This is a genomic window from Cryomorphaceae bacterium, from assembly GCA_017798125.1.
Taxonomy (GTDB): Bacteria; Bacteroidota; Bacteroidia; order Flavobacteriales; family ECT2AJA-044; genus ECT2AJA-044.
This window is the reverse complement of record CP059070.1, coordinates 854963-874407: the sequence shown is the minus strand read 5'-3', so window position 1 is coordinate 874407 and position 19445 is coordinate 854963. Positions and strand designations below refer to the sequence as shown.

Below are 19445 nucleotides of genomic sequence, written 5' to 3'. Positions count from 1 at the left end.
TTTGCCTTCGTCACTGCTTTGTGATCTTCTGCAAACTACTCCCGTTCTCAGTCTCAATCTGAATGAAGTATTGTCCGGTGGCGACCTGCCCTAGGTCTAGCCGAATCCCATCGGATTCTTCAAAACGCTTCGACATCAGTTTTTTGCCCAATAAATCAACCACATGCGCAGTGCCGGTTTGATGCTCCATAAACTCGAGGTCTAAATGGCCATCGGTTGGATTAGGAAATACGGATACTTCAATCTCTTGTTCTTCGACGCCCATTCCGATATCTACGTTTTCGTAGTAGGAAAACCTTCCGCCAGTAGACCCATAATGACTGTACTCATACCCCACGGAGAGAATGTCCAGATCTCCATCATTATCCAGGTCGCCAATGGCCGAACTCACACCAAAATCCCCCGATGAAGTTAATCCGAATAAATTCATCTGAGCAAGACCAAATAAGGGGTTTCCTGAGGAACCGTTATTAAGAAAGAAAATAAAATCCCCGGTAAAAGTGTTGCCCATAACATCTAGATCTCCATCCATGTCTATGTCCCCCACAGATACGGTTGCCCATATAGATGTGGGGGTTAATCCGAAGGGATCGGTTTGTTCAACTCCGAAACTAGGAATCGTATCATTCCCGTTGTTCTGATAGTAATAAACCGAGCCTGAATGTTTTGCCGTACCAAAAAGGTCAAGGTCTCCGTCATTATCTAAATCGGCGAATTTCCCAAAATATATACCCGGCCCACTAATTGAAAGACCGAATGGATTTACCTGACTCCCAGAAAATGAAGGATTCTGAGCAGTGCCAATATTTTGATGATACAACCACACATAGGGGTACTGCGCGTAGCTTGAACTGGCCAAAATATCCACATCTCCGTCTCCATCAATGTCAGCAACTCCCGTGTATGTTGAGTAGATTCCTGATAAACCAAAGGGAAACAACTGACCTGGTCCAAAACTTGGATTATTCGGCGTCCCATTATTCACGTAGAGTAATGGATTCCCATAGTATCCGGACCCAAATAGATCAAGGTCTCCATCTTGATCGATGTCCATGAGCGTCAGATTAATAACAGGCCCGTACGCCGTTGAAAGCCCAAACGGATTTTGCTGTGGTGCGGCAAATTGCTGGCCAACGGCTGCACTACTCCATGCGAATATGAAACCGGCCGCAAGAACAGCACGCTTTAGTTCGGAACGCGTGAAGAAGGCATAGATCTCCCGAAAGAGGTTTTTGAGCTTGTTAGCGATCTTATTCTGCACCGAAGAGTCCATGTGGTCCCAGCGCCCATCGTGCCGCAGGCACTGAATTTGTTCTGAAAGTCTTTTGAATTGTCTTTTTTTTCGGGCGAAACGATTGGTGCTCATGAGGTATGTTTTTAGATGAAACCTAAGGACAGTACAAGAATAGGATAGACTGGAAGGCACTGGTTAACACCTATGTTGCGGATACCTGAACATATGTCGCTTCGTGAGGGCTTGTAGAATGGGGGATTTCCCGTTGTCACTTCGTTCCTCGGGAGATCAAGGGGGCGCGACATCCCAAAATGAAACCCATTCGGGGCTTTGCCCCAACGCGACTTTATTTTTCCCGCTCATTCAAGCAAGCTTGACTCGCGGGAAAGAAAAAACCCGCTTACCTAATCGGTAAACGGGTTTCATTTTGGGTGTGGAGCTAAGGGGATTCGAACCCCTGACCCCTTGCCTGCCAGGCAAGTGCTCTAGCCAGCTGAGCTATAGCCCCGAGTGGTCGGCAAATGTAAACAAACTTGCCGAACCATCCATGTTTACTGCTTGGTGACTTTTAGGGTCTTATTGCCTGCTTCGGTCTCAATGCGAAGCAAATACAATCCAGCCGAGTAGCGACTTAAATCAAAGGTGATGCGATCGCTCTCCGTAAAATCAGAGGAGAGAATAACGTTACCCGTTAAGTCCATAACTACTGCAGATCCTGTAGTCCATTCCCCCAGTTCGATGTTCAATACATCACGAGTTGGATTCGGATACACGGCTGCTTCAATTTCACGCTCCGTTATTCCGATTGATGGGTCGTCGTTTTCGAAATAATACCACGCCCCGGCTGGAGCATTATAGGGATAGGAGCTCGTAAGGAGGTCTAAGTCTCCATCGTCGTCCAAGTCGCCGAGTGCAGAGAAGTTATAATCCCCGATATCGGACAAGCCAAACGGATTCAATTGGGGAGCGGCAAAAGCTGGTGCACTCACTGATCCCGTGTTCTCGTAGAACGCAAACCCTCCGTAGTACTGACCTACTAAAATGTCGAGGTCACCATCCAAGTCCAAGTCGCCAATCGTGGCTAAACTCAATTGCCCTGCGTTAGACAATCCAAATGGGTTGGCTTGACTTTGGTTAAAACTTGGAGTAGATGCGGAACCACCATTGGGGATGTAGTAGAACCCGCCATTGTAGGCATCTACACCCATCAAGTCAAGGTCTCCATCGTTATCCATATCCACCATATCCATGGCTAGGAACCCTGGCGTTGGAACATTGGCTAATCCAAATGGATCCAATTGGCTTGCACCAAAAGACGGATTTGTGGAAGTACCTGTGTTCTCGTAGTACAGGAACTGGGTCGAATATCCATAGCCCTGAACGGCCCCCATGATATCGAGATCTCCATCATTGTCTAAGTCTCCGGTAGCACGCCAGAAGGTGTACTGTCCACTTAATCCAAATGGATTAAGCTGACCGGCAGCAAAGGCTGGGCTGGAGGCAGATCCAGTGTTCTGATAGAATATAGGATTACCATAATAATCCGACCCGAATACGTCAAGGTCACCATCCCCATCAATGTCGGTTAGGGTTGGCATATTCCAATAATCGCCTGTCGGCAAGGCAAGGCCAAAGGGATTTTGAACCGGGGCTTGGAATTGCTGAGCTTGAACTCCAGCGGTTCCTAAAAGCAGGAATCCGACGGCAGCGACAGCGCGTTTCCATTCGGACCGTGAAAAATATCCGTAGATCTCACGGTAAAGGTTCTTGAGTTTCTGGGTGATCCGCTTTTGCACCGAAGTGTCTAGGGTCTCCCATTGGCCATCGTGCCGTAGGCACTCCACCTGCTCAGAGAGCCGGTTAAATTGGCGTTTCTTTCTAGCGTAGAGGTTTTGCTTCATGTTGTTAGTGATTTTGGTCTGTCTTCTTCAATTACTGTGCCGCTTGTGTATTTCGGCCCCAATATGTGGCCTCGGGGGTCATTAATCCGAGGTAGTGATCGTCTTTTAAGGTGTTCAACAAGTTCGGTCGGCGACGTCCGGGAATCACCTGAACATCGTATATCTCATCCACCGAGGTTTGGTACAGGATTTCTCCAACCACCGCCGCCGTTGGCAAATGGACAATTTTAATACCGCTTTGATTGCTTTCTTGGGCGATTTGCAGATGCTTAAACGTGGAGCTGTTCTGCCGCAGCTTACTAAGACCTACGAAAGCAAACTCCCCATGGATAGCCATCCCGCGCACAAAACCTTTAAGGTTAACGATTTCTTCAAATGTGCCTGCGGCACGATCAATCCTCGCCAAGCCCCCGGTCGCGCTCAATAGGACGTACAACTCCCCGTTCACCATGCGCGGAGAATGAGGCATGGGTAGGCCTTCTACTAGGATTTCATCCGTGGTGACATCCATGATGGTTCCAGCCGTGGTTACTTCGGGGCGCCACGATTGCGGCGTGTTTCCCTGATTGAACATACTGGCATACTTGGGAAGCCCATTTTCCATCGCCATTCCGTTCAGGTGGCAGCGATCCTCACTGGCCAATTCGGAGATAAATGGTGGTTTCCAATATGTGCTGTAGTTGTACTCCCCGTCAATTTGAATCAAGGAGCTGAATAGAGTGTTGACCGCAAAAAGGCCTTGATCGCTCCATTCCAGATCATGCAGGTCGAGTCCGCCCACGTGGTATGAAGTACGGGGCATATAGAGGGCATCATACCTCTTCGGCGCCTTTGGGTAGGACTGAGCCAATTCCGGACTGTCGGTAAAAGTGATCACGTCGCGGAGGCAGGCAATGGCCATTCTTCTTCCGTTATCTTTGAGCGCTATACCCATTGGCTTTTCCAGCGTTCGCGGGAGTTGAACCAAAAATTCCTCATCTTTCGGGGACAGAAAAACAATCTTCCCTGCTTGGTAAGTTGTTATGGCAAGGGAAATGCCCAGTTTGGACAGAAGCTCCGGCACTTGAGGAGAATAGGTGCAAGAGAAAGGGGCGAGCCCCGGGTTCGGTGCGTTCATGAGGTGAAGTTATAAATGTGCGGAAGCATTCAATCAAATCTAATGCCTAAATATATGTTAAAGAAAAAGCTGGCCCTACTAACCCTTCTTTTGGGCTTTGGCTTCTCTTCACAATCTCAGGTACTCATTGCCTTGGTTTTTGGTGATAAGTTGAACTCTCCAAATGTAGAGTTCGGCCTAGAACTGGGGCCGACCATCAGCTATCTCGATGGATACAACCCCGGTGATTGGGCGTCCAGCTTTTTTATTGGTCCGTCCTTTAACATTCGCTTGAGTGAGCATTGGTGGATCCACCCTTCCGTACAAGTGGTGTCCTCCGTAGGCGTAGAGAACCTGGACCCCTACTCCATCGGCGATCCCGAATTTGACGACCTCACGGACCGATTTCGGGTTGAGCGCCGGATCAATTTCATCTCTGTGCCCCTCATCGCACGCTATGCTGTTACACCGCACTGGTTGCTGCAGGCCGGTTTTGAGCCCGCTTTAATGACCTCGGCAGTGGACATGTTCACTGCGGATATCGAAGATGGGGCGCAGTTGAATGTGGACATTACAGATGAATACTCGCGAATAGACGCGCGCGTGGTCGGTGGTCTAGCCTATCGTTTCCGTACCAACACGGCTGGTCTGTGGATTAGTGCCAAGTACTGCTACGGTCTTTTGGAATACCCAGATCCCAACAGTGATTTAGAGTCTCGCATGCAGTATTGGCAAATTACCTTTGAAATCCCGATTGGGGCCGCGGCAAAGAAGGAATAGTCCTAAAATTGAGCTAAATTCGGAGCAACGGATAAAATTTACATCCATGCGACAATCGCTCAAAGCCCTTCTACTCACTGCGCCCTTCATACTCGCGGCTTGCGGGAAGAAAGGCCCAGCCGCCACCCCACCTCCTTTTGCTATTTCAGCCGTGGCCATCACCACTCAAGATGTTCCTGTGGAAAAGGAATTCGTGGGTGAGGTACTCGGTAAATCAGATATCCCTATTCGAGCACGGGTCGATGGATACCTAGAAAAGATTCACTTTCGGGAAGGACGTCGCGTGACCAAGGGTCAGCTGCTTTACACCATCGATGATCAACCTTTCCGTGAAGATGTCAATGCCGCAGAGAGTCAGCTGGCCGAGGCTCGAGTTCACGCAGTCAACGCACAAAGCGAGCTAGAACGGTATGAACCGCTAATTAAAATCAATGCGGTCAGTCAGAGTGACTACGACAATGCCAAAGCCAACAAGGATGCAGCGGATGAGAGCGTTCGCGCAGCAGAAGCCTCACTGAATTTGGCCAAAATTAACTTAGGCTATTGCTCCATCAAAGCTCCTATCTCTGGAGTCATTGGAAAGTCCGAGGCCGAGGTCGGTGAATATGTTGGGAAGTCGCCAAACCCCGTAATTCTGAATACGGTTTCTCAGATTGACTCCATCCGGGTACAGTTCTTCTTGACGGAAAGCGATTACCTGGCCTTAGCTAGAGAGACACTCAAAGAACGAGAAGACACCCACGAAGAGCCGGACCCACCCCATGAGTCTAATCTTCGCTTGATTTTATCCGACGGAAGCGTCTTTGAAGGAAAAGGTCGTACGGATTTCATCAACCGAAACGTAGATGTCGGGACGGGAGCGATCTTGGTTCAGACTTCCTTCGAGAACACCGGTGGCCTCATTCGTCCGGGGCAGTTTGCCAAGGTGCGCGCCAATATGGACGTGGTTCAAGGTGCTGTCTTGGTTCCGCAACGCTGCGTGATGGAGACCCAAGGAAGAAATGCCGTATACGTCATCAACTCTGATTCAACAGTGACCCGAACAGCGGTAACCCTCGGGCCCAAGTATCGCGATTACTATGTGATCAGTCATGGGCTTGACGCCGGCGTTAAAATTGCCTATGATGGCCTTCAGCGCCTCCGTGACGGACAAAAGGTGCAGTATACCGTAAAGGAGTTCCAATCTCAGTTTGCGGACAATGAGTAATCCAGAAGTATCGCACAATTTTTTCGTACGCCGTCCCATCGTTTCGATGGTGATCGCCATCATCATGGTCATTGTTGGAGCCGTATCCATTACCGGGCTTCCCCTAGAGCAATACCCAAATATTACTCCGCCTGTCATTAAAGTGACCGCTTCCTACACTGGGGCCAATGCCGTTGCCGTGGAGCAATCCGTAGCGACCCCTCTGGAACAGGAAATCAATGGTGTGGAGAACATGATTTACATGAAGTCCACCAACGCCAATGATGGAACCATGTCCATTCAAGTGTCTTTTGACGTAGGTACGGACCCGGATATGAGTAACGTCTTTACCCAGAACCGGGTGTCCACGGCTACGCCAAAACTGCCAGAAGAAGTGAAGCGCCTTGGGGTGACCACCAAGAAGAGTATGCCGAATATTTTGATGCTCGTCATGCTGACTTCTCCAGATGATCGCTACGATCAAGGGTTCTTGGGGAACTACGCAAACATCAACATCAAAGACCGACTGGCTCGGATCAAAGGAATGGGTGAAGTGAGCGTTCTTGGGGGCGCAGATTACTCGATGCGCATCTGGGTAAAACCGGACATCCTTGCCAAGCTGGGGATTACCATTTCAGAGATCAGCAACGCCATCAAGGAGCAGAACGTCATTGTGCCCGGTGGAAAATTCGGTGCCGAGCCGGCTCCCAAAGGAACTGAGTTTACCTATACCGTTCGCCTTCCCGACCGCTTGCAGCGCGAAGAAGAATTTGGAGAGATTGTGGTTCGAACAAACTCCGATGGATCACAAGTCAAGATTAAAGACATTGCTCGAATTGAGCTGGGTCTTCAATCCTATGACGCCTACACTCGTTTGAGCTCCGTGGATGGTTTGCAAAAGCCAGGGGCATTGATTGCGATGTATCAGGCACCCGGATCGAATGCCGTAGCGATGGCCGATGAAATTCGGGAGGCCATGGAAGATATGGCAGAGAGTTTCCCTCCTGGGATGGACTATGTGGTTTCGCTAGACAGTACAGAACCAATCACCGCCGGTATTGCGGAGATCGTAGAGACTCTTGTCGTGGCCTTGCTTCTCGTAATTTTAGTGGTCTTCATTTTTATTCAAGATTGGAGAGCAACCTTGATTCCGACACTGGCCATACCCGTTTCGCTGGTAGCCGCCTTTATGCTCTTTCCCCTGCTCGGATTTACCATCAACGTTCTTTCCCTATTGGGGTTGGTACTCGCCATTGGTATTGTGGTAGATGACGCCATCGTCGTCGTGGAAGCTGTTCAGGTGAATATCGAGAACGGAATGGACCCCAAGACGGCCACGACCGAGGCGATGAAAGAAGTGACCGCACCGGTCATCGCTACTACCCTTGTTTTAGTTGCGGTATTTATCCCGGTTGCCGGAATTGCCGGAATCACCGGTCGTCTATTCCAGCAGTTTGCGATTACCGTGGCCGTTTCCGTGGTGTTCAGCTCCATCAATGCCCTTTCACTGAGTCCAGCACTGTGCTCTATTCTCATGAAGAAGCCCAAGCCCATCAAGGGGCCATTGGGCGCATTTTTTGGAGCCTTCAATAGGGGCTTTGATAAAAGCACTGAAGGGTACATGAGCTTTACCAAAATTGTTGGACGCAAGATTGGACGTGGAGTGCTGTTTCTCTTGATTGCCTTTGGCGCGGCAGGCTTTTTGGGCACTCAAGTTCCAGGCGGTTTTATTCCTGAAGAAGATCAAGGATACTTCTACATCAATATCCAAGGCCCCAACGCATCTTCTATTCAACGAACCGACGAGGTTGCCCGGAAAGTAGAGACCTTCTTGATGGAACAACCCGAAGTGGAGTACGTCACCAACGTGACTGGATTTAGCCTTTTGACCAGTGCCTTTAGCCCGTCTAACGGCTTTATGTTTGTCTCGCTCAAGAACTGGGATGACCGCGAAGCCACAGCTCTTGAAGTTGTGCGCAGGTTGAATGCACAATTGATGCGTATTCCAGAAGCCCAAGTGAATGGCTTTGGCCCTCCTGCTATTCCCGGATTGGGGAATGGTGGTGGATTCAGCATCATGATCCAAGACAAATCGGGTAACCCCCCTGAGTACTTGTTTGAGAATACAATGGCCTTTGTTCAGGCGGCCAATGCCCGCCCTGAAATTGGTGCTGCATTCTCTCAATTCCAAGCACAGGTTCCTCAACGAGAGATCATCATCAACCGGGACAAAATTTTGAAGGCTGGTGTTGATTTGAACTCTGTGTACGAGACTTTTGGGGCCTTCTTGGGAGGTTCCTACGTGAATGACTTCAACCGATTCGGGCGCTTGTACAAGGCGTACATACAAGCCGAGCCAGAGTACCGTCGCGACGCCTCCGGTCTAGACCTCTTTTACGTGAAAAATCGAGACGGTCAGTCGGTTCCGATCAGCACCTTTGTCCAAGTAGAACCCACCAGTGGCCCGGACTACACCAACCGTTTCAATCTATACCGGTCGGCGGAAGTTATGGGAGGGCCAGCTCCGGGTTATACCTCGGCTCAAGCACTGACGGCCCTGGAAGAAGTGGCCCGTGCGACGCTACCTTCCGACATGACCTTTGCATGGAACGCAATGAGTTATCAGGAAAAGGCAGCATCAGGTACGGTCGGTGTGGTCTTCGCCTTCTCGTTGGTGCTGGTGTTCTTGATCTTGGCGGCTCAATACGAAAGCTGGTCGCTTCCATTGAGTATCCTTTTAGGAACGCCCTTCGCCTTGCTCGGGTCTTTCCTGTTCTTGTATCTCGCTCGCTTGTTCAGTACCAGCTACGAACTCAACGTATTCGCACAAATTTCCCTGGTCATGCTCATTGCGATGGCCGCGAAGAATGCGATTCTTATCGTTGAATTTGCGAACATTAAATTCCAAGAGGGAATGAGTCTTTATGACGCTGCTATGGACGCAGCCAAGTTGCGCTTCCGGCCTATATTGATGACGGTATTCTCCTTTATCCTCGGGGTATTTCCACTGATTCTAGCTTCGGGCTCCGGCGCAGAAGCACGTAAGGTCATGGGGATGGCCCTACTTGGAGGGGTTGGTATTGCCACCTTGATTGGGGTCTTCATGTATCCCATGATGTTTGTAATGGTCGGGAAGCTCTTTAAGTACGAAGAAAAGCGCGCTGCGCTTCAAGCTAAAACGGAAGACGAATGAAGAAGATAGTCGGCTTTTTAGCACTAACGGTTTTGATGGCCTCCTGTAAAGTGGGGCCCAAATACGCAGGCCGCGATTTTGAGGTGGCCGAAGGGTTTAGCGTCCACGATTCTCTAGCCTTTGAAACGGACTCCGTGAATTCGGATAGTCTGGCATTTGTAGTGGAAGATCTTCGCTGGTGGGAATTCTTCAACGATCCTGTTTTGGATTCCCTCATTCGAGAGGGCCTGGCCAACAACCAGGACCTTCTAATTTCAGCGAAGCAAATTGAAATTGCCCAATATCAATTGGGTATTCAAAAGGCGGAACTGCTTCCAGGTTTTGATGTGGGAGTGGATGGAAGCTACGGCAACTCCTCTTTCTTCAGCATTCAGAATGGGGAGGATTTGGGGCAAGCCTTCGGAGCGGTCAATATGAACTGGGAGATCGACTTTTGGGGAAAATACCGTCGTTTAAATGAAGCCGCACGGGCTGATCTCCTCGCAACGGAATTCGGATATCGATCCTTGGCATTATCCCTTATTGAAACGATTGCCTCGACCTATTTTGAGTACCTCGCCGCCCAAAGCCAAGTCGAGATTTCCAAGCGTAATGCTGCTTCTCGAGACAGTATGATGCTCATCATCCAAGCGCGCTATGACGAAGGGTTGGTTCCCGAGATTGATCTAAATCAGAGTCAAATTCAATATGCCATTGCCGCCAGTGCTGTTCCGCAGTACGAGCGTCAGGTGATTCAGACTCGAAACTTGCTCAATTTTCTAGTGGGTCGGGCCCCGGGGCCTATCCGCACCACCAATGTCCTGGAGTCCGAAGAGCTCGAAGTTGAGATTCCGGTCTTGTTCCCGATAGACGTTTTGGCCCAGCGCCCAGATGTCCGGGCGGCAGAGCAAAACCTAGTGGCGCAAAACGCGTTTATTGGCGTCGCTCAAGCCAATCGATTACCGAGTATCAGCATCAGTGCTCTTATAGGAGCCGGTACGCTCAGCAATGGGTTTATTAGTCCTGACCAAGTGCTTTGGAGTGCTGGTGGTGGACTGCTATTCCCGCTATTCAACTTTGGTCAACTCAAAAAGCAAGTCGAAGTAGAAAGAAAACGCACCGAGCAAACAGAGTTCGAGTACCGTAAAACCGTGCTCAATGCTTGGAGAGAAGTTGAAGACGCACTAGCGGCCATTGACAACTTGGAAAAGGAAATTGACATCACCATTGATCGGGTTGATGCGGCGATGAACGCAGAATACCTATCGCGAGAGCGGTACGATAAAGGGGTGACGAGTTATTTGGAATTCCTGGAATCACAACGCCAGGCCTTCGAAGCGGAATTAACGCTTTCGGCCCGGCGGAGTGAATTGCTAGGGAGTTATGTCCGCTTATATGCGGCTTTAGGTGGTGGTTGGCTCAGTGAACAAGAGTCACAGCCTGAAGACCCTAGCCAGCCTTAACCATGCGCAACTGTTGGGTTGCATTTCCTTTGCGCACTTCGATCAAGTAAACACCTGAAGGAAGAGCGGAGACATCGTATTGATGCTCTCCATCAAATCCGTATTGAACAGAAGGTTGAATCATACGGCCTTGGAGATCAAACCATTGAACTTGATCTGTGCTATTCAAGCCTTCGACCGTGTAGTAGTTGACTGCTGGGTTTGGATAACCATTCAATTCTACTGTGTTGGCGTCCAATTGAGACATAAGAGATGACATATAGTCCTCAGGGCTCATCAAAGAATTGGACGGTTTCTCATCTTGGCTCAGCGCACCCCCTGGATTGGCCCGTTGTGCCATGAATCGATCGTCCTTGGACCATGTAGCTACGTCAAGCACATTGTTCTTTTCGGTCGGGTAGATCATAAGTGCAGGGCGCTTGTCTTCATCCCAGTGATCACTGGAATGGATACGGAAGGAGACTTCACCGTTGTTGTCCCCCATCTGTGGTGAGTAAACCACAAAACCATAGTTGTTGCGACGACCATGCGCCCATTCTTGATATGGATCGGTAAAGTCTATCTCGACAACACCATAATCATTGGGAGCCGTTAACCAGAATGGCCCAGCAAAACTCATTCCTTCCATTGGGGCATTGTTCCAATCTAATGTGGACTCGTCCCAAGCCTCGTTCAAGTAATAAAAGTAAAAGGGTGCTGTACAGTTGCTGACACAGCTACAAGCGTTAGACTTAAAGTGAACGCGCAGGATTACAGAGTCAACGTCGTATGGGAGCGTTGCAAAGTCAAACTGCATGTAGGCCTTGTACTGGTTTGTGTTGGTCGTGCTGACGGGAGAAGCGGCTATTTCAGGGGCTGACGGATATCCCTGACCAGTCAATTCCCATGTCCAAGTATCTTTTCCGTCTGTCCAACCGCCCTGATCAGAACCGTTGTTTTGACCAGGACCCGGTTGGAAGAGGAGCATACCACTTTGCGCGACACTTGCCAGTGCGAAAGCTAAGACTAACCCGGTGGTGGTTAACGCTTTCATGATAGTTGTTTTTAGAGTGCATTTCAAACATTTAGGTAGCGCAATTAGGCTTTGAGCAAGGTGGAGAAAGCTCTAAGCTCATAATGAAATTACAACCGGATTTCCAAATGGACAAGAAAAACGACGAAAATTTTACCTTTTTGGGGCAATTTTTCTCGTTTTGAAGCTTTTTTAGAATAATAAAAACCTTATAGTTCTGTTTTTTAATGTTTTAGACTTTGGCACGGTCATTGATATAAAAGAGGTTTCTAATTCTCGAATGTGGAATTTGGCGGGTTTTTGGTCTTGTTTTGAGAATTAAAGTTCCCAGCCGAAGGTGGTCTGGATAACGTAGTCGAGACGCTCGGCGTCTCCAGTGGGCTGATTGTCGAAGTTGACCGTGGTGCTCACCTTGATAAAGAAGTCTAATGGGAGGTCATACTTCAAAGAGGTCTTGGTATCGTAACGAAAACGACCGCGTTCCGTGAAACCGGGATAGCCAACGAAGCTGAAGAGAAGATCCAAGTCGCTTAAGTCAAAAAGATTGAGCTCAACGGACACAACGCCTTCCCAAGAATTTCGGGTAGTCTCATCAGCATCTGAAAAGACCTCTTCGGTGTTTGCTACTCCCAAGGACGTGTTGAAGTACCACGTATTGGTTTGAAACCAGTTCTTACCAAAAGTTGCTCCATTCACAACACGATACCTCAGGTTGATTTCGTCGTTGCTTAAAAAACTCACCCCAATTGCTCCTTGCCATGCGTTTCTGAGGTAGTGAGTATAGCCAAAGGTTGCATCGGTTCGTCGCGTGTCGTCAACATCATCTTGACTGCTCAGAAGGGAATTCCCCGATGCGCTCAGGTTCCAGTTGGCCGTGTAGTAACCAAGGTTTCCCGTTACGTTAAACTGACGAAGATTATTGGCTTTGGTGAGGTTCAGGCCTACGGCTATATCCGCCTTTAGTCGATCTTTCCAACCCCCACCCAACTCACTGAGATAGACGATGGATTGAATAGGAACGTTCAGAGAACTCCCGTACTCTAGGGATATGATGATCATGGTCGAATCACCGGGATCCATCACAAAAGTTCCGTTGACATAATCGCTCCCGATGTACCGAATCAAGAACGGCTGGTCGGAATGCATCTCCGCAACCTTCTCCCATTCCACCAAAAAATCGGTGTCGCTGTAATCCGTTTCAATCTTGAGCACCCCGTTTTTCATGGACTTGACTTCACCAACCATGAAGTCACCGTTGGTTAGGTACAGCGTATCATGCTGCGCGTGCAGGGTATATCGGGCCGTGAGGCCCAAAATCAAAAAGAAAAACGCTTTAAACCGCATCGAATCAATAGCTTCGACGCGAAGGTACTACATCAGGCTCAGAGCTCCCAGCCAAACGTCGTTTGGAAGATGTAACTCAAAGGTACTGCGCCACCAGAAGGCTGGTTATCGTAGTTCAACGTGGTTCCGAGTTTGACAAAGAAATCATACGGTAAATCGTACTTGACGTCGAGCTTAGCATCATAACGAAAACGACCGGCCTCCGTCAAGCTTGGGAACGCCGTGAAGTTCGAGAACAGGCTCAGATCGCCCGTGTCAAAGAGATTGAGTTCAAGCGTCACAAAGGCCTCCCATGAGTTGATGCTTGCTGCGTCTTCTCCCGAAAATTCTTCCTGGTTGTTCGCAACCCCTACCGTGGAACTGAAGTACCAAGTGTTGGTTTGATACCAGTTCTTACCGAGACCCGCTCGGTTGTTCAAACGAGAGACCAAGTTGATTTCCCCATCACTCAAATAGTTGACGGATGCGGCGCCAAACCAGCCTCGTGTGATGAAGACCTGACCGGTCAAACTCGCATCGGTCCGACGCGTATCGCTCGCATCGTCCTGCGTGCTGTAAATGGAGTTGACTGTTGCGTTCAGACTGAAGTTTTCGTCGATGTACCCTACTAGACCAGACGCGGTAAATTGGCGGAGGTTATTCGCTCGCGTCAAACTTGCTCCCACGGAGATATTGGCGCTCATGCGGTCAATCCACCCCCCGTCTACATCGCTGAGCTCCACAATGCTCTGTAGCGGCACCGTTACCTCACCGGCTCCATCTTCATAGGTGATCATAATCTGTGAGGGGTCTGATGGGTTCATGCGGATCTTACCCGCATCGTAATCCGAACCTTCATACCTGATGAGGAACACCTTGTTCGTGATGACGTAGCCGACTCCAGACCACTCAATAGTAAAATCGGCATCGCTATAGGCCGTTTCAATGGTGGCCACGCCTCGGGACATCCCTTTAAAGTCGCCAATGACGCGATCTTCATTGAGCAGAACGATGGTGTCTTGTGCTTGAACGGCGTAGCCAAAAAAGAGGCCTAAAAAGGCAAGCAAAGTTTTAAAATTCGAAGACATTTAAACTGAGTTTTAGTCGTTTGTTTATTGGTCGTTTAAGCGACCCTTGAAGTACGCAAATTTTCCATACTTTGGAGAATCAAATTACTACCTATGAAGACAAAACAACTGATCTACAATGGAGGCTGGGATTTTTCTTCTATGCCATCCGACCCTGCAGACCTTATTTTGGCCTTTGGTCAACGCCAACAATTGACAGCAGGTGGCTATAAAGCACTGCGCGACGCCAACCCCAACAGCACCATTTTAGCGGGCTCCACTTCTGGAGAAATCAGCAATTCCGCTGTTCTGGACGAGAACATTGTAGCGACGGCCGTTTGGTTTGACAAAGTGAAAACCGTTTCCAACTCGGTTCAAATCGAAGACCACGCCTCCAGCAAGGAAGCCGGTAAAGCTCTCGTAGATAAGTTTGATCGCGCGGACCTGAAATTCCTCTTCGTGATTTCAGATGGACAAAAAGTGAACGGCTCAGAGTTGGTTGAAGGCATGAATGAAGCCGTGAACAACGAAATTCCGATCTCAGGCGGACTTGCCGGGGACGGTGCGGATTTCCAGCAAACAGTTGTCGGCCTTGACGACCATCTCGGAGAAGGACTCATTGCCGCCATCGGATTTTACGGAGATAGCCTGGTATATGGATACGGTTCCAAAGGCGGTTGGAGCAGTTTCGGCCCTTCGCGAACCATCACCAAGTCCAAAGACAACGTTCTGTACGAAATCGACGGAACAAGCGCATTGGACCTCTATAAAAAATACCTCGGTGAATATGCCGAGCAACTTCCAGGCTCCGCCCTGCTCTTTCCTTTGGCCCTACGGGCCGATGGCCCCGATGGCGAAGAGGTGGTCCGCACCATCTTAACGATCGACCAAGAAGAGAAGTCCATGACCTTTGCGGGGAATATGCCGGAAGGAAGTATTGTGCGACTCATGAAGGCGAATCTCGACCATTTAGTAGACGCTGCTTTTGACGCCGTTGAACATTCCGTTTCGGATGAAGTTATTCAGGGCGATCAATTGTCTGTGTTGATTTCGTGTGTCGGTCGTAAACTGATTTTCGGAAATCGTATTGACGAGGAAATCGAAGCGGCGAGAGAAACGCTCGGCAACGAAACGGTCATTTCTGGCTTCTACAGCTATGGTGAGATCAGTCCGTTTCAAGCCCTGAATAGTTGCTCGCTGCACAACCAAACCATGACCGTCACAACCATCGCCGAGAAGTAAATACATGTCTCCTTCTGCTTATCATAAATTACTCAAGCGCCAGGTCCGCAAGCACCTGAACGATTTAAAAGAGCTTCCTGACCGAGAGGCCTTGGATCACTTTCTTGAAGCTGTAAGCAAGAGTTACTCATCTTTTGATCAAGATAAGGAGCTCTCACAGCGTATGTTTGATATTGCAGACAGCGAGTATCAGGAAATCAATAGACGTCTTCTTGAGGAGAAAAAAACTCGTGAACAGAGTATTGCTAAGCTGATCGAAGCGGTGAATACTTTGCGCCAGGCCGAATCCGGCTCCGAAGACATTGACGAAAACTTGGACCTGCTCTCCATCGCAGATTTGCTCGGAGAAGAGGTCATGCTTCGCCGTCAAATCGAAGAAGCTTTGAAAGAGGCTATTGTGGAGACCGAAAAAGCAGCAAAGGCCAAGACGGAGTTCTTGTCGATTATGAGTCATGAAATCCGCTCACCGCTGAATGCGGTAATCGGTATGACGCATATCTTAAACAACGAAGAGCACTTGCCCTCCCAAGAAGAGAATTTGAGTGTCTTGGAGATTTCTTCAAGAAACTTAATGCTCCTGATTAATGACATTCTCGATTTCAACAAGATCGACTCCGGAAACCTCGAGCTTGAACAGCATTCATTTGATCTGGCTCACTTGCTGAAGAATATTCGGAAAGCCAATGATCACGCTGCTAAGGAAAGAGGGAATATCTTGAAGCTATTCGTTGACGATGAATTGCCCACCAGTGTTCGTGGAGACAGCGCGCGATTGGGTCAGATCATCACCAACTTGGTTTCCAATGCGGTGAAATTCACCAATGAAGGTATGGTCCGCATCGACGCTACCGTCATGCGCTCAAACGATACCGAGGTGACCGTTCGGGTTTCCGTTGAAGACGAGGGGATCGGAATTCCAGAAGAAAAACTCAAGCGCATTTTTGAGCCCTTTACTCAAGCTGGCGCTGAGACCAATCGGAACTATGGCGGTACCGGTCTAGGACTTGCCATCACCAAAAAGCTCCTTCATTTGATGGGTTCTTCCATCAAGGTGAAGAGCTCTGAAGGGCAAGGATCTACTTTTTACTTTGATCTAACCTTGGTTACCGGGGAATCCGTTTCTCCTGAAACACCGAACTCCGGCCCAATAGACGAAGTGAAAGATCTCGGTAATGCTCGGATTCTGGCTGTAGATGATTTGGAGTTCAACATCATTACCCTAAGCAAGATCATTGGCAAGTGGAATATTGAATTGACCACTGCTTCCAATGGGTATGAGGCTGTTGAGCTTGTCCGAAACAAAGACTTTGATTTGGTCTTGATGGACTTGCAAATGCCCGTTATGGATGGGCGTGAGGCCACGGAAAAAATTCGTGAGTTCAATACCGAACTCCCCATTGTCGCTTTAACCGCCAGCACGAATGAATCCACACGCCGTGAAGTACTGGCCTTGGGAATGAGTGACTTCGCGGGTAAACCGTTTGAGCCAGATCAACTCTACCGAAAGCTGAAATCGCACCTCGTTGCGAAAAAGGAAGCCTAGAAATTGGTAATCTTTATTTTTGCAGCAAAGCATTTGAATTATGGGACGCGCGTTTGAATACCGCAAAGCGAGAAAGATGAAGCGTTGGGCGAGTATGTCCAAAGCATTTACACGTTTGACGAAGGACATTATCATGGCCGTTAAAGAGGGAGGGCCAAGTCCTGAAACCAACTACAAGTTGAAGCTTCTCATTCAAAATGCGAAGCAGGCGAATATGCCTAAGGACAATGTCGCGCGGGCCATCAAGAAAGCGTCCGATAAGGATCAGAGCGACTACAAAACCGTCGTCTACGAAGGATATGCTCAGCACGGTATTGCCGTTCTCGTTGAAACGTCTACGGACAATACGACACGCACTGTGGCGAACGTTCGCTCCTACTTCAATAAATGCGACGGAAACCTCGGGACTTCTGGATCGGTCGAATTCATGTTTGAGCATAAATGCCATTTCAAGGTTCCAGGTGAAGGCCTCGATCTAGAGGAGTTCGAGCTTGAAATGATCGATTTCGGTGTGGATGACATTTTTGCCGACGAGGAAGATGGTTCGGTTATGGTCTATGGCCCATTTGAGCAGTTTGGCCCAATTTCAAGCGCCCTAGACGAACAGAATATCGAAATCCTTGAATCGGGTACAGAATACATCCCAACGGATACCAAAGAGCTCAATGAAGAGCAAACCGCGGATGTTGAGAAGCTCCTCGAGATGCTCGAGGAGGACGATGACGTTTCGAACGTCTACTCCACCATGGCATAAAAAAACCCGAGGCGTATACCTCGGGCTTGGTCCTATTCTCAATGCCTAGATATTAGGCCGTGTAGAGGTATTCATAGTATTCTTCCAGCATGCGCTTCACGTCAAATTGAACACGTGTTTGCTGAATGCTCTCTCGCATCATATGTACCCATTTCTCACGATCGCTGTAGTAGGTAGGAATTACCTCGTTCTGAAGAACAGTGTAGAGGGCTTCTAGGTCGTGAGCATCGAGAACGGCGTCATCTTCACTCTCAAACCCATCACCAAACTGCCATCCTGTAACCCCGTGCTCACAGGCTTCTGGCCACCAACCATCGAGGATGCTGAAATTCAAGACGCCGTTCATCGCAGCCTTCATTCCTGAAGTTCCTGAGGCTTCCATAGGTCGTCTTGGATTGTTCAACCAGACATCAGATCCTCGTGTCAATTGCGCGCCGATTTCCATCCCGTAATTCTCCAAAAAGACCACACTGTTCGGATACTTCTTGCTCATGGCCACCAAATTCTTAACAATCCCTTTTCCGGTATCGTCAAATGGGTGAGCTTTTCCGCTGAAGACAATCTGCAGCTGCTGATCTTTGAGCAGTGGCTCAATGACCTCAGGCTTGGAGAAAATAAAATCAGAACGCTTGTATGGTGCTGCTCGCCGCGAAAAACCGATCAACAGCTTCTCAGCATCCAATTCGGCTCCGGTACGCTCGCGAATAAAGTCTACCAGGTTTCGCTTATTTACTTGATGGCGTTCCCAAATTCCCTGACCTGATTCAGCAGCGTCAAGCATTCCACCATCGACCCATGTAGGGACATGTATGGCATTGGTAATGGCTTTAATATCTGATCGGCCCTCAACATGGTCCCACATTTTGTTTGCCGTGACTCCGTGCAATTGTGCCACCGCATTGGACATTTTGGAAAGACAGAGGGCGCCAACGGTCATATTAAATGGTGATCCACCCAATTCAACCAATTGCTCAATGGTCATGCCCATATTCGCTCCCATATACATCAAACGATCAATAGGATGCGATTCATTCCCTTGAAGCACCGGTGTATGCGTGGTGAAAACAACTTCGTTCTTTGTTTGCTCAACCGCTTCTTCATGGGAAAGCCCGCCTTCTTTTTTCTCTCTAATCAACTCAAAGCCGGCAAAAAGTGCATGCCCTTCATTGAAGTGGTAGATATCAACCTCCATCCCCATAGCGCGGAGCGCTCGAACGCCCCCAACGCCGAGAACCAGCTCCTGAGCGATTCGCTCTTCACCGAACCAGCCATAGAGCTGACCGGTAATCCATCGCTCGCCATTCTCTGGGATGTCGACATCCAAAAGATACAGAGGCGCATTATCGTAGCGCTCAGTCTTCCATACTTTGCAGAATATTTCTTCCCCGCGAATCTCGACCGGAACAATCACTCCAGTATCCTCTAAGAATGGATACTCGTAGTTGTGATATGTATCATACGGTTTTCCCTCTGTGTCAATTCGCTGATCGGTATACCCTTGCTTCCATTTAATTCCGATACCGACAATGGGAAAATCATACTGTTTTGCTCCTTTCATGTAGTCACCAGCCAGGATACCAAGTCCTCCGGCGTACATTTTAAACTCTTCGTGTAGACCGTATTCCATGCAGAAATACGCCACTTTAGGCAGGTTGTTTGAGGTCATTATTGC

At 48.9% G+C, this 19445-nt stretch carries 14 protein-coding genes and 1 tRNA gene; 7 read left to right on the top strand and 8 right to left on the bottom strand.

Features of this window, described 5'->3' with window-relative positions:
* Positions 1-10: 10 nt before the first annotated feature.
* The 4 genes from HZ996_03725 to HZ996_03710 all read right to left on the bottom strand — a co-directional run bounded on the left by HZ996_03725 (position 11) and on the right by HZ996_03710 (position 4252).
* Complete coding sequence (locus HZ996_03725) at positions 11-1366, bottom strand: T9SS type A sorting domain-containing protein (GenBank protein QTN38285.1); 1356 nt, start codon at positions 1364-1366, stop codon at positions 11-13.
* Positions 1367-1668: 302 nt separating this feature from the next.
* Positions 1669-1742: transfer RNA gene (locus HZ996_03720), tRNA-Ala, on the bottom strand.
* Positions 1743-1785: 43 nt separating this feature from the next.
* Positions 1786-3135 carry a T9SS type A sorting domain-containing protein gene (locus HZ996_03715; protein QTN38284.1) on the bottom strand — a complete coding sequence of 450 codons (1350 nt, stop codon included), beginning with the start codon at positions 3133-3135 and terminating at the stop codon, positions 1786-1788.
* 31 nt (positions 3136-3166) lie between these two features.
* Positions 3167-4252, bottom strand: a complete 1086-nt coding sequence (locus tag HZ996_03710; protein ID QTN38283.1) for a TIGR03032 family protein — start codon at positions 4250-4252, stop codon at positions 3167-3169.
* 54 nt (positions 4253-4306) lie between these two features.
* Between HZ996_03710 and HZ996_03705 the strand changes: the two genes are divergently transcribed.
* From HZ996_03705 to HZ996_03690, 4 genes are read left to right on the top strand one after another with little or no spacing between them, the layout of a single operon-like run.
* Complete coding sequence (locus HZ996_03705) at positions 4307-5011, top strand: PorT family protein (GenBank protein QTN38282.1); 705 nt, start codon at positions 4307-4309, stop codon at positions 5009-5011.
* Between the two features lie 46 nt (positions 5012-5057).
* Positions 5058-6218 (top strand): efflux RND transporter periplasmic adaptor subunit, encoded by a 1161-nt coding sequence (locus HZ996_03700; protein QTN38281.1) that lies wholly within the window; start codon positions 5058-5060, stop codon positions 6216-6218.
* Positions 6211-9390, top strand: coding sequence for an efflux RND transporter permease subunit (locus tag HZ996_03695; GenBank protein ID QTN38280.1), 3180 nt, complete (start codon positions 6211-6213; stop codon positions 9388-9390). The genes HZ996_03700 and HZ996_03695 overlap by 8 nt, the downstream gene beginning before the upstream one ends.
* Positions 9387-10832 (top strand): efflux transporter outer membrane subunit, encoded by a 1446-nt coding sequence (locus tag HZ996_03690; protein ID QTN38279.1) that lies wholly within the window; start codon positions 9387-9389, stop codon positions 10830-10832. The genes HZ996_03695 and HZ996_03690 overlap by 4 nt, the downstream gene beginning before the upstream one ends.
* Here the strand turns inward: HZ996_03690 and HZ996_03685 are convergent.
* From HZ996_03685 to HZ996_03675, 3 genes are all read right to left on the bottom strand, one after another.
* Positions 10819-11865 (bottom strand): T9SS type A sorting domain-containing protein, encoded by a 1047-nt coding sequence (locus HZ996_03685; protein ID QTN38278.1) that lies wholly within the window; start codon positions 11863-11865, stop codon positions 10819-10821. The two genes, HZ996_03690 and HZ996_03685, sit on opposite strands and share 14 nt — an antisense overlap.
* 297 nt (positions 11866-12162) lie before the next feature.
* A complete protein-coding gene (locus HZ996_03680; protein QTN38277.1) occupies positions 12163-13188 on the bottom strand; it encodes a DUF481 domain-containing protein in 1026 nt (341 codons plus the stop codon).
* Positions 13189-13226: 38 nt separating this feature from the next.
* Positions 13227-14255 (bottom strand): DUF481 domain-containing protein, encoded by a 1029-nt coding sequence (locus HZ996_03675; GenBank protein QTN38276.1) that lies wholly within the window; start codon positions 14253-14255, stop codon positions 13227-13229.
* Between the two features lie 93 nt (positions 14256-14348).
* Here HZ996_03675 and HZ996_03670 point away from each other — a divergent pair, with 93 nt between their 5' ends.
* The 3 genes from HZ996_03670 to HZ996_03660 are packed head-to-tail and all read left to right on the top strand — an operon-like array spanning position 14349 to position 17773.
* Complete coding sequence (locus HZ996_03670; GenBank protein QTN38275.1) at positions 14349-15476, top strand: FIST C-terminal domain-containing protein; 1128 nt, start codon at positions 14349-14351, stop codon at positions 15474-15476.
* A 4-nt stretch (positions 15477-15480) separates the two neighbouring features.
* On the top strand, positions 15481-17019 hold the full coding sequence (locus HZ996_03665) for a response regulator (GenBank protein QTN38274.1): 1539 nt from the start codon (positions 15481-15483) through the stop codon (positions 17017-17019).
* 40 nt (positions 17020-17059) lie between these two features.
* Positions 17060-17773: a YebC/PmpR family DNA-binding transcriptional regulator gene (locus tag HZ996_03660; GenBank protein QTN38273.1), complete on the top strand. Its 714-nt coding sequence runs from the start codon at positions 17060-17062 to the stop codon at positions 17771-17773.
* Between the two features lie 52 nt (positions 17774-17825).
* Here the strand turns inward: HZ996_03660 and glgP are convergent, their stop codons facing one another.
* Positions 17826-19439, bottom strand: a complete 1614-nt coding sequence (glgP, locus tag HZ996_03655) for an alpha-glucan family phosphorylase (protein QTN38272.1) — start codon at positions 19437-19439, stop codon at positions 17826-17828.
* Positions 19440-19445 lie beyond the last annotated feature (6 nt).

Bases quoted from the DNA above. Each gene is read 5' to 3' on its own strand.
- HZ996_03660 (QTN38273.1), top strand. From the start codon at position 17,060: ATGGGACGCGCGTTTGAATACCGCAAAGCGAGAAAGATGAAGCGTTGG.
- HZ996_03690 (QTN38279.1), top strand. From the start codon at position 9,387: ATGAAGAAGATAGTCGGCTTTTTAGCACTAACGGTTTTGATGGCCTCC.
- HZ996_03665 (QTN38274.1), top strand. From the start codon at position 15,481: ATGTCTCCTTCTGCTTATCATAAATTACTCAAGCGCCAGGTCCGCAAG.
- HZ996_03710 (QTN38283.1), bottom strand. From the start codon at position 4,252: ATGAACGCACCGAACCCGGGGCTCGCCCCTTTCTCTTGCACCTATTCT.
- HZ996_03685 (QTN38278.1), bottom strand. From the start codon at position 11,865: ATGAAAGCGTTAACCACCACCGGGTTAGTCTTAGCTTTCGCACTGGCA.
- HZ996_03700 (QTN38281.1), top strand. From the start codon at position 5,058: ATGCGACAATCGCTCAAAGCCCTTCTACTCACTGCGCCCTTCATACTC.
- HZ996_03715 (QTN38284.1), bottom strand. From the start codon at position 3,135: ATGAAGCAAAACCTCTACGCTAGAAAGAAACGCCAATTTAACCGGCTC.
- glgP (QTN38272.1), bottom strand. From the start codon at position 19,439: ATGACCTCAAACAACCTGCCTAAAGTGGCGTATTTCTGCATGGAATAC.
- HZ996_03725 (QTN38285.1), bottom strand. From the start codon at position 1,366: ATGAGCACCAATCGTTTCGCCCGAAAAAAAAGACAATTCAAAAGACTT.
- HZ996_03680 (QTN38277.1), bottom strand. From the start codon at position 13,188: ATGCGGTTTAAAGCGTTTTTCTTTTTGATTTTGGGCCTCACGGCCCGA.
- HZ996_03705 (QTN38282.1), top strand. From the start codon at position 4,307: ATGTTAAAGAAAAAGCTGGCCCTACTAACCCTTCTTTTGGGCTTTGGC.
- HZ996_03670 (QTN38275.1), top strand. From the start codon at position 14,349: ATGAAGACAAAACAACTGATCTACAATGGAGGCTGGGATTTTTCTTCT.
- HZ996_03695 (QTN38280.1), top strand. From the start codon at position 6,211: ATGAGTAATCCAGAAGTATCGCACAATTTTTTCGTACGCCGTCCCATC.
- HZ996_03675 (QTN38276.1), bottom strand. From the start codon at position 14,255: ATGTCTTCGAATTTTAAAACTTTGCTTGCCTTTTTAGGCCTCTTTTTT.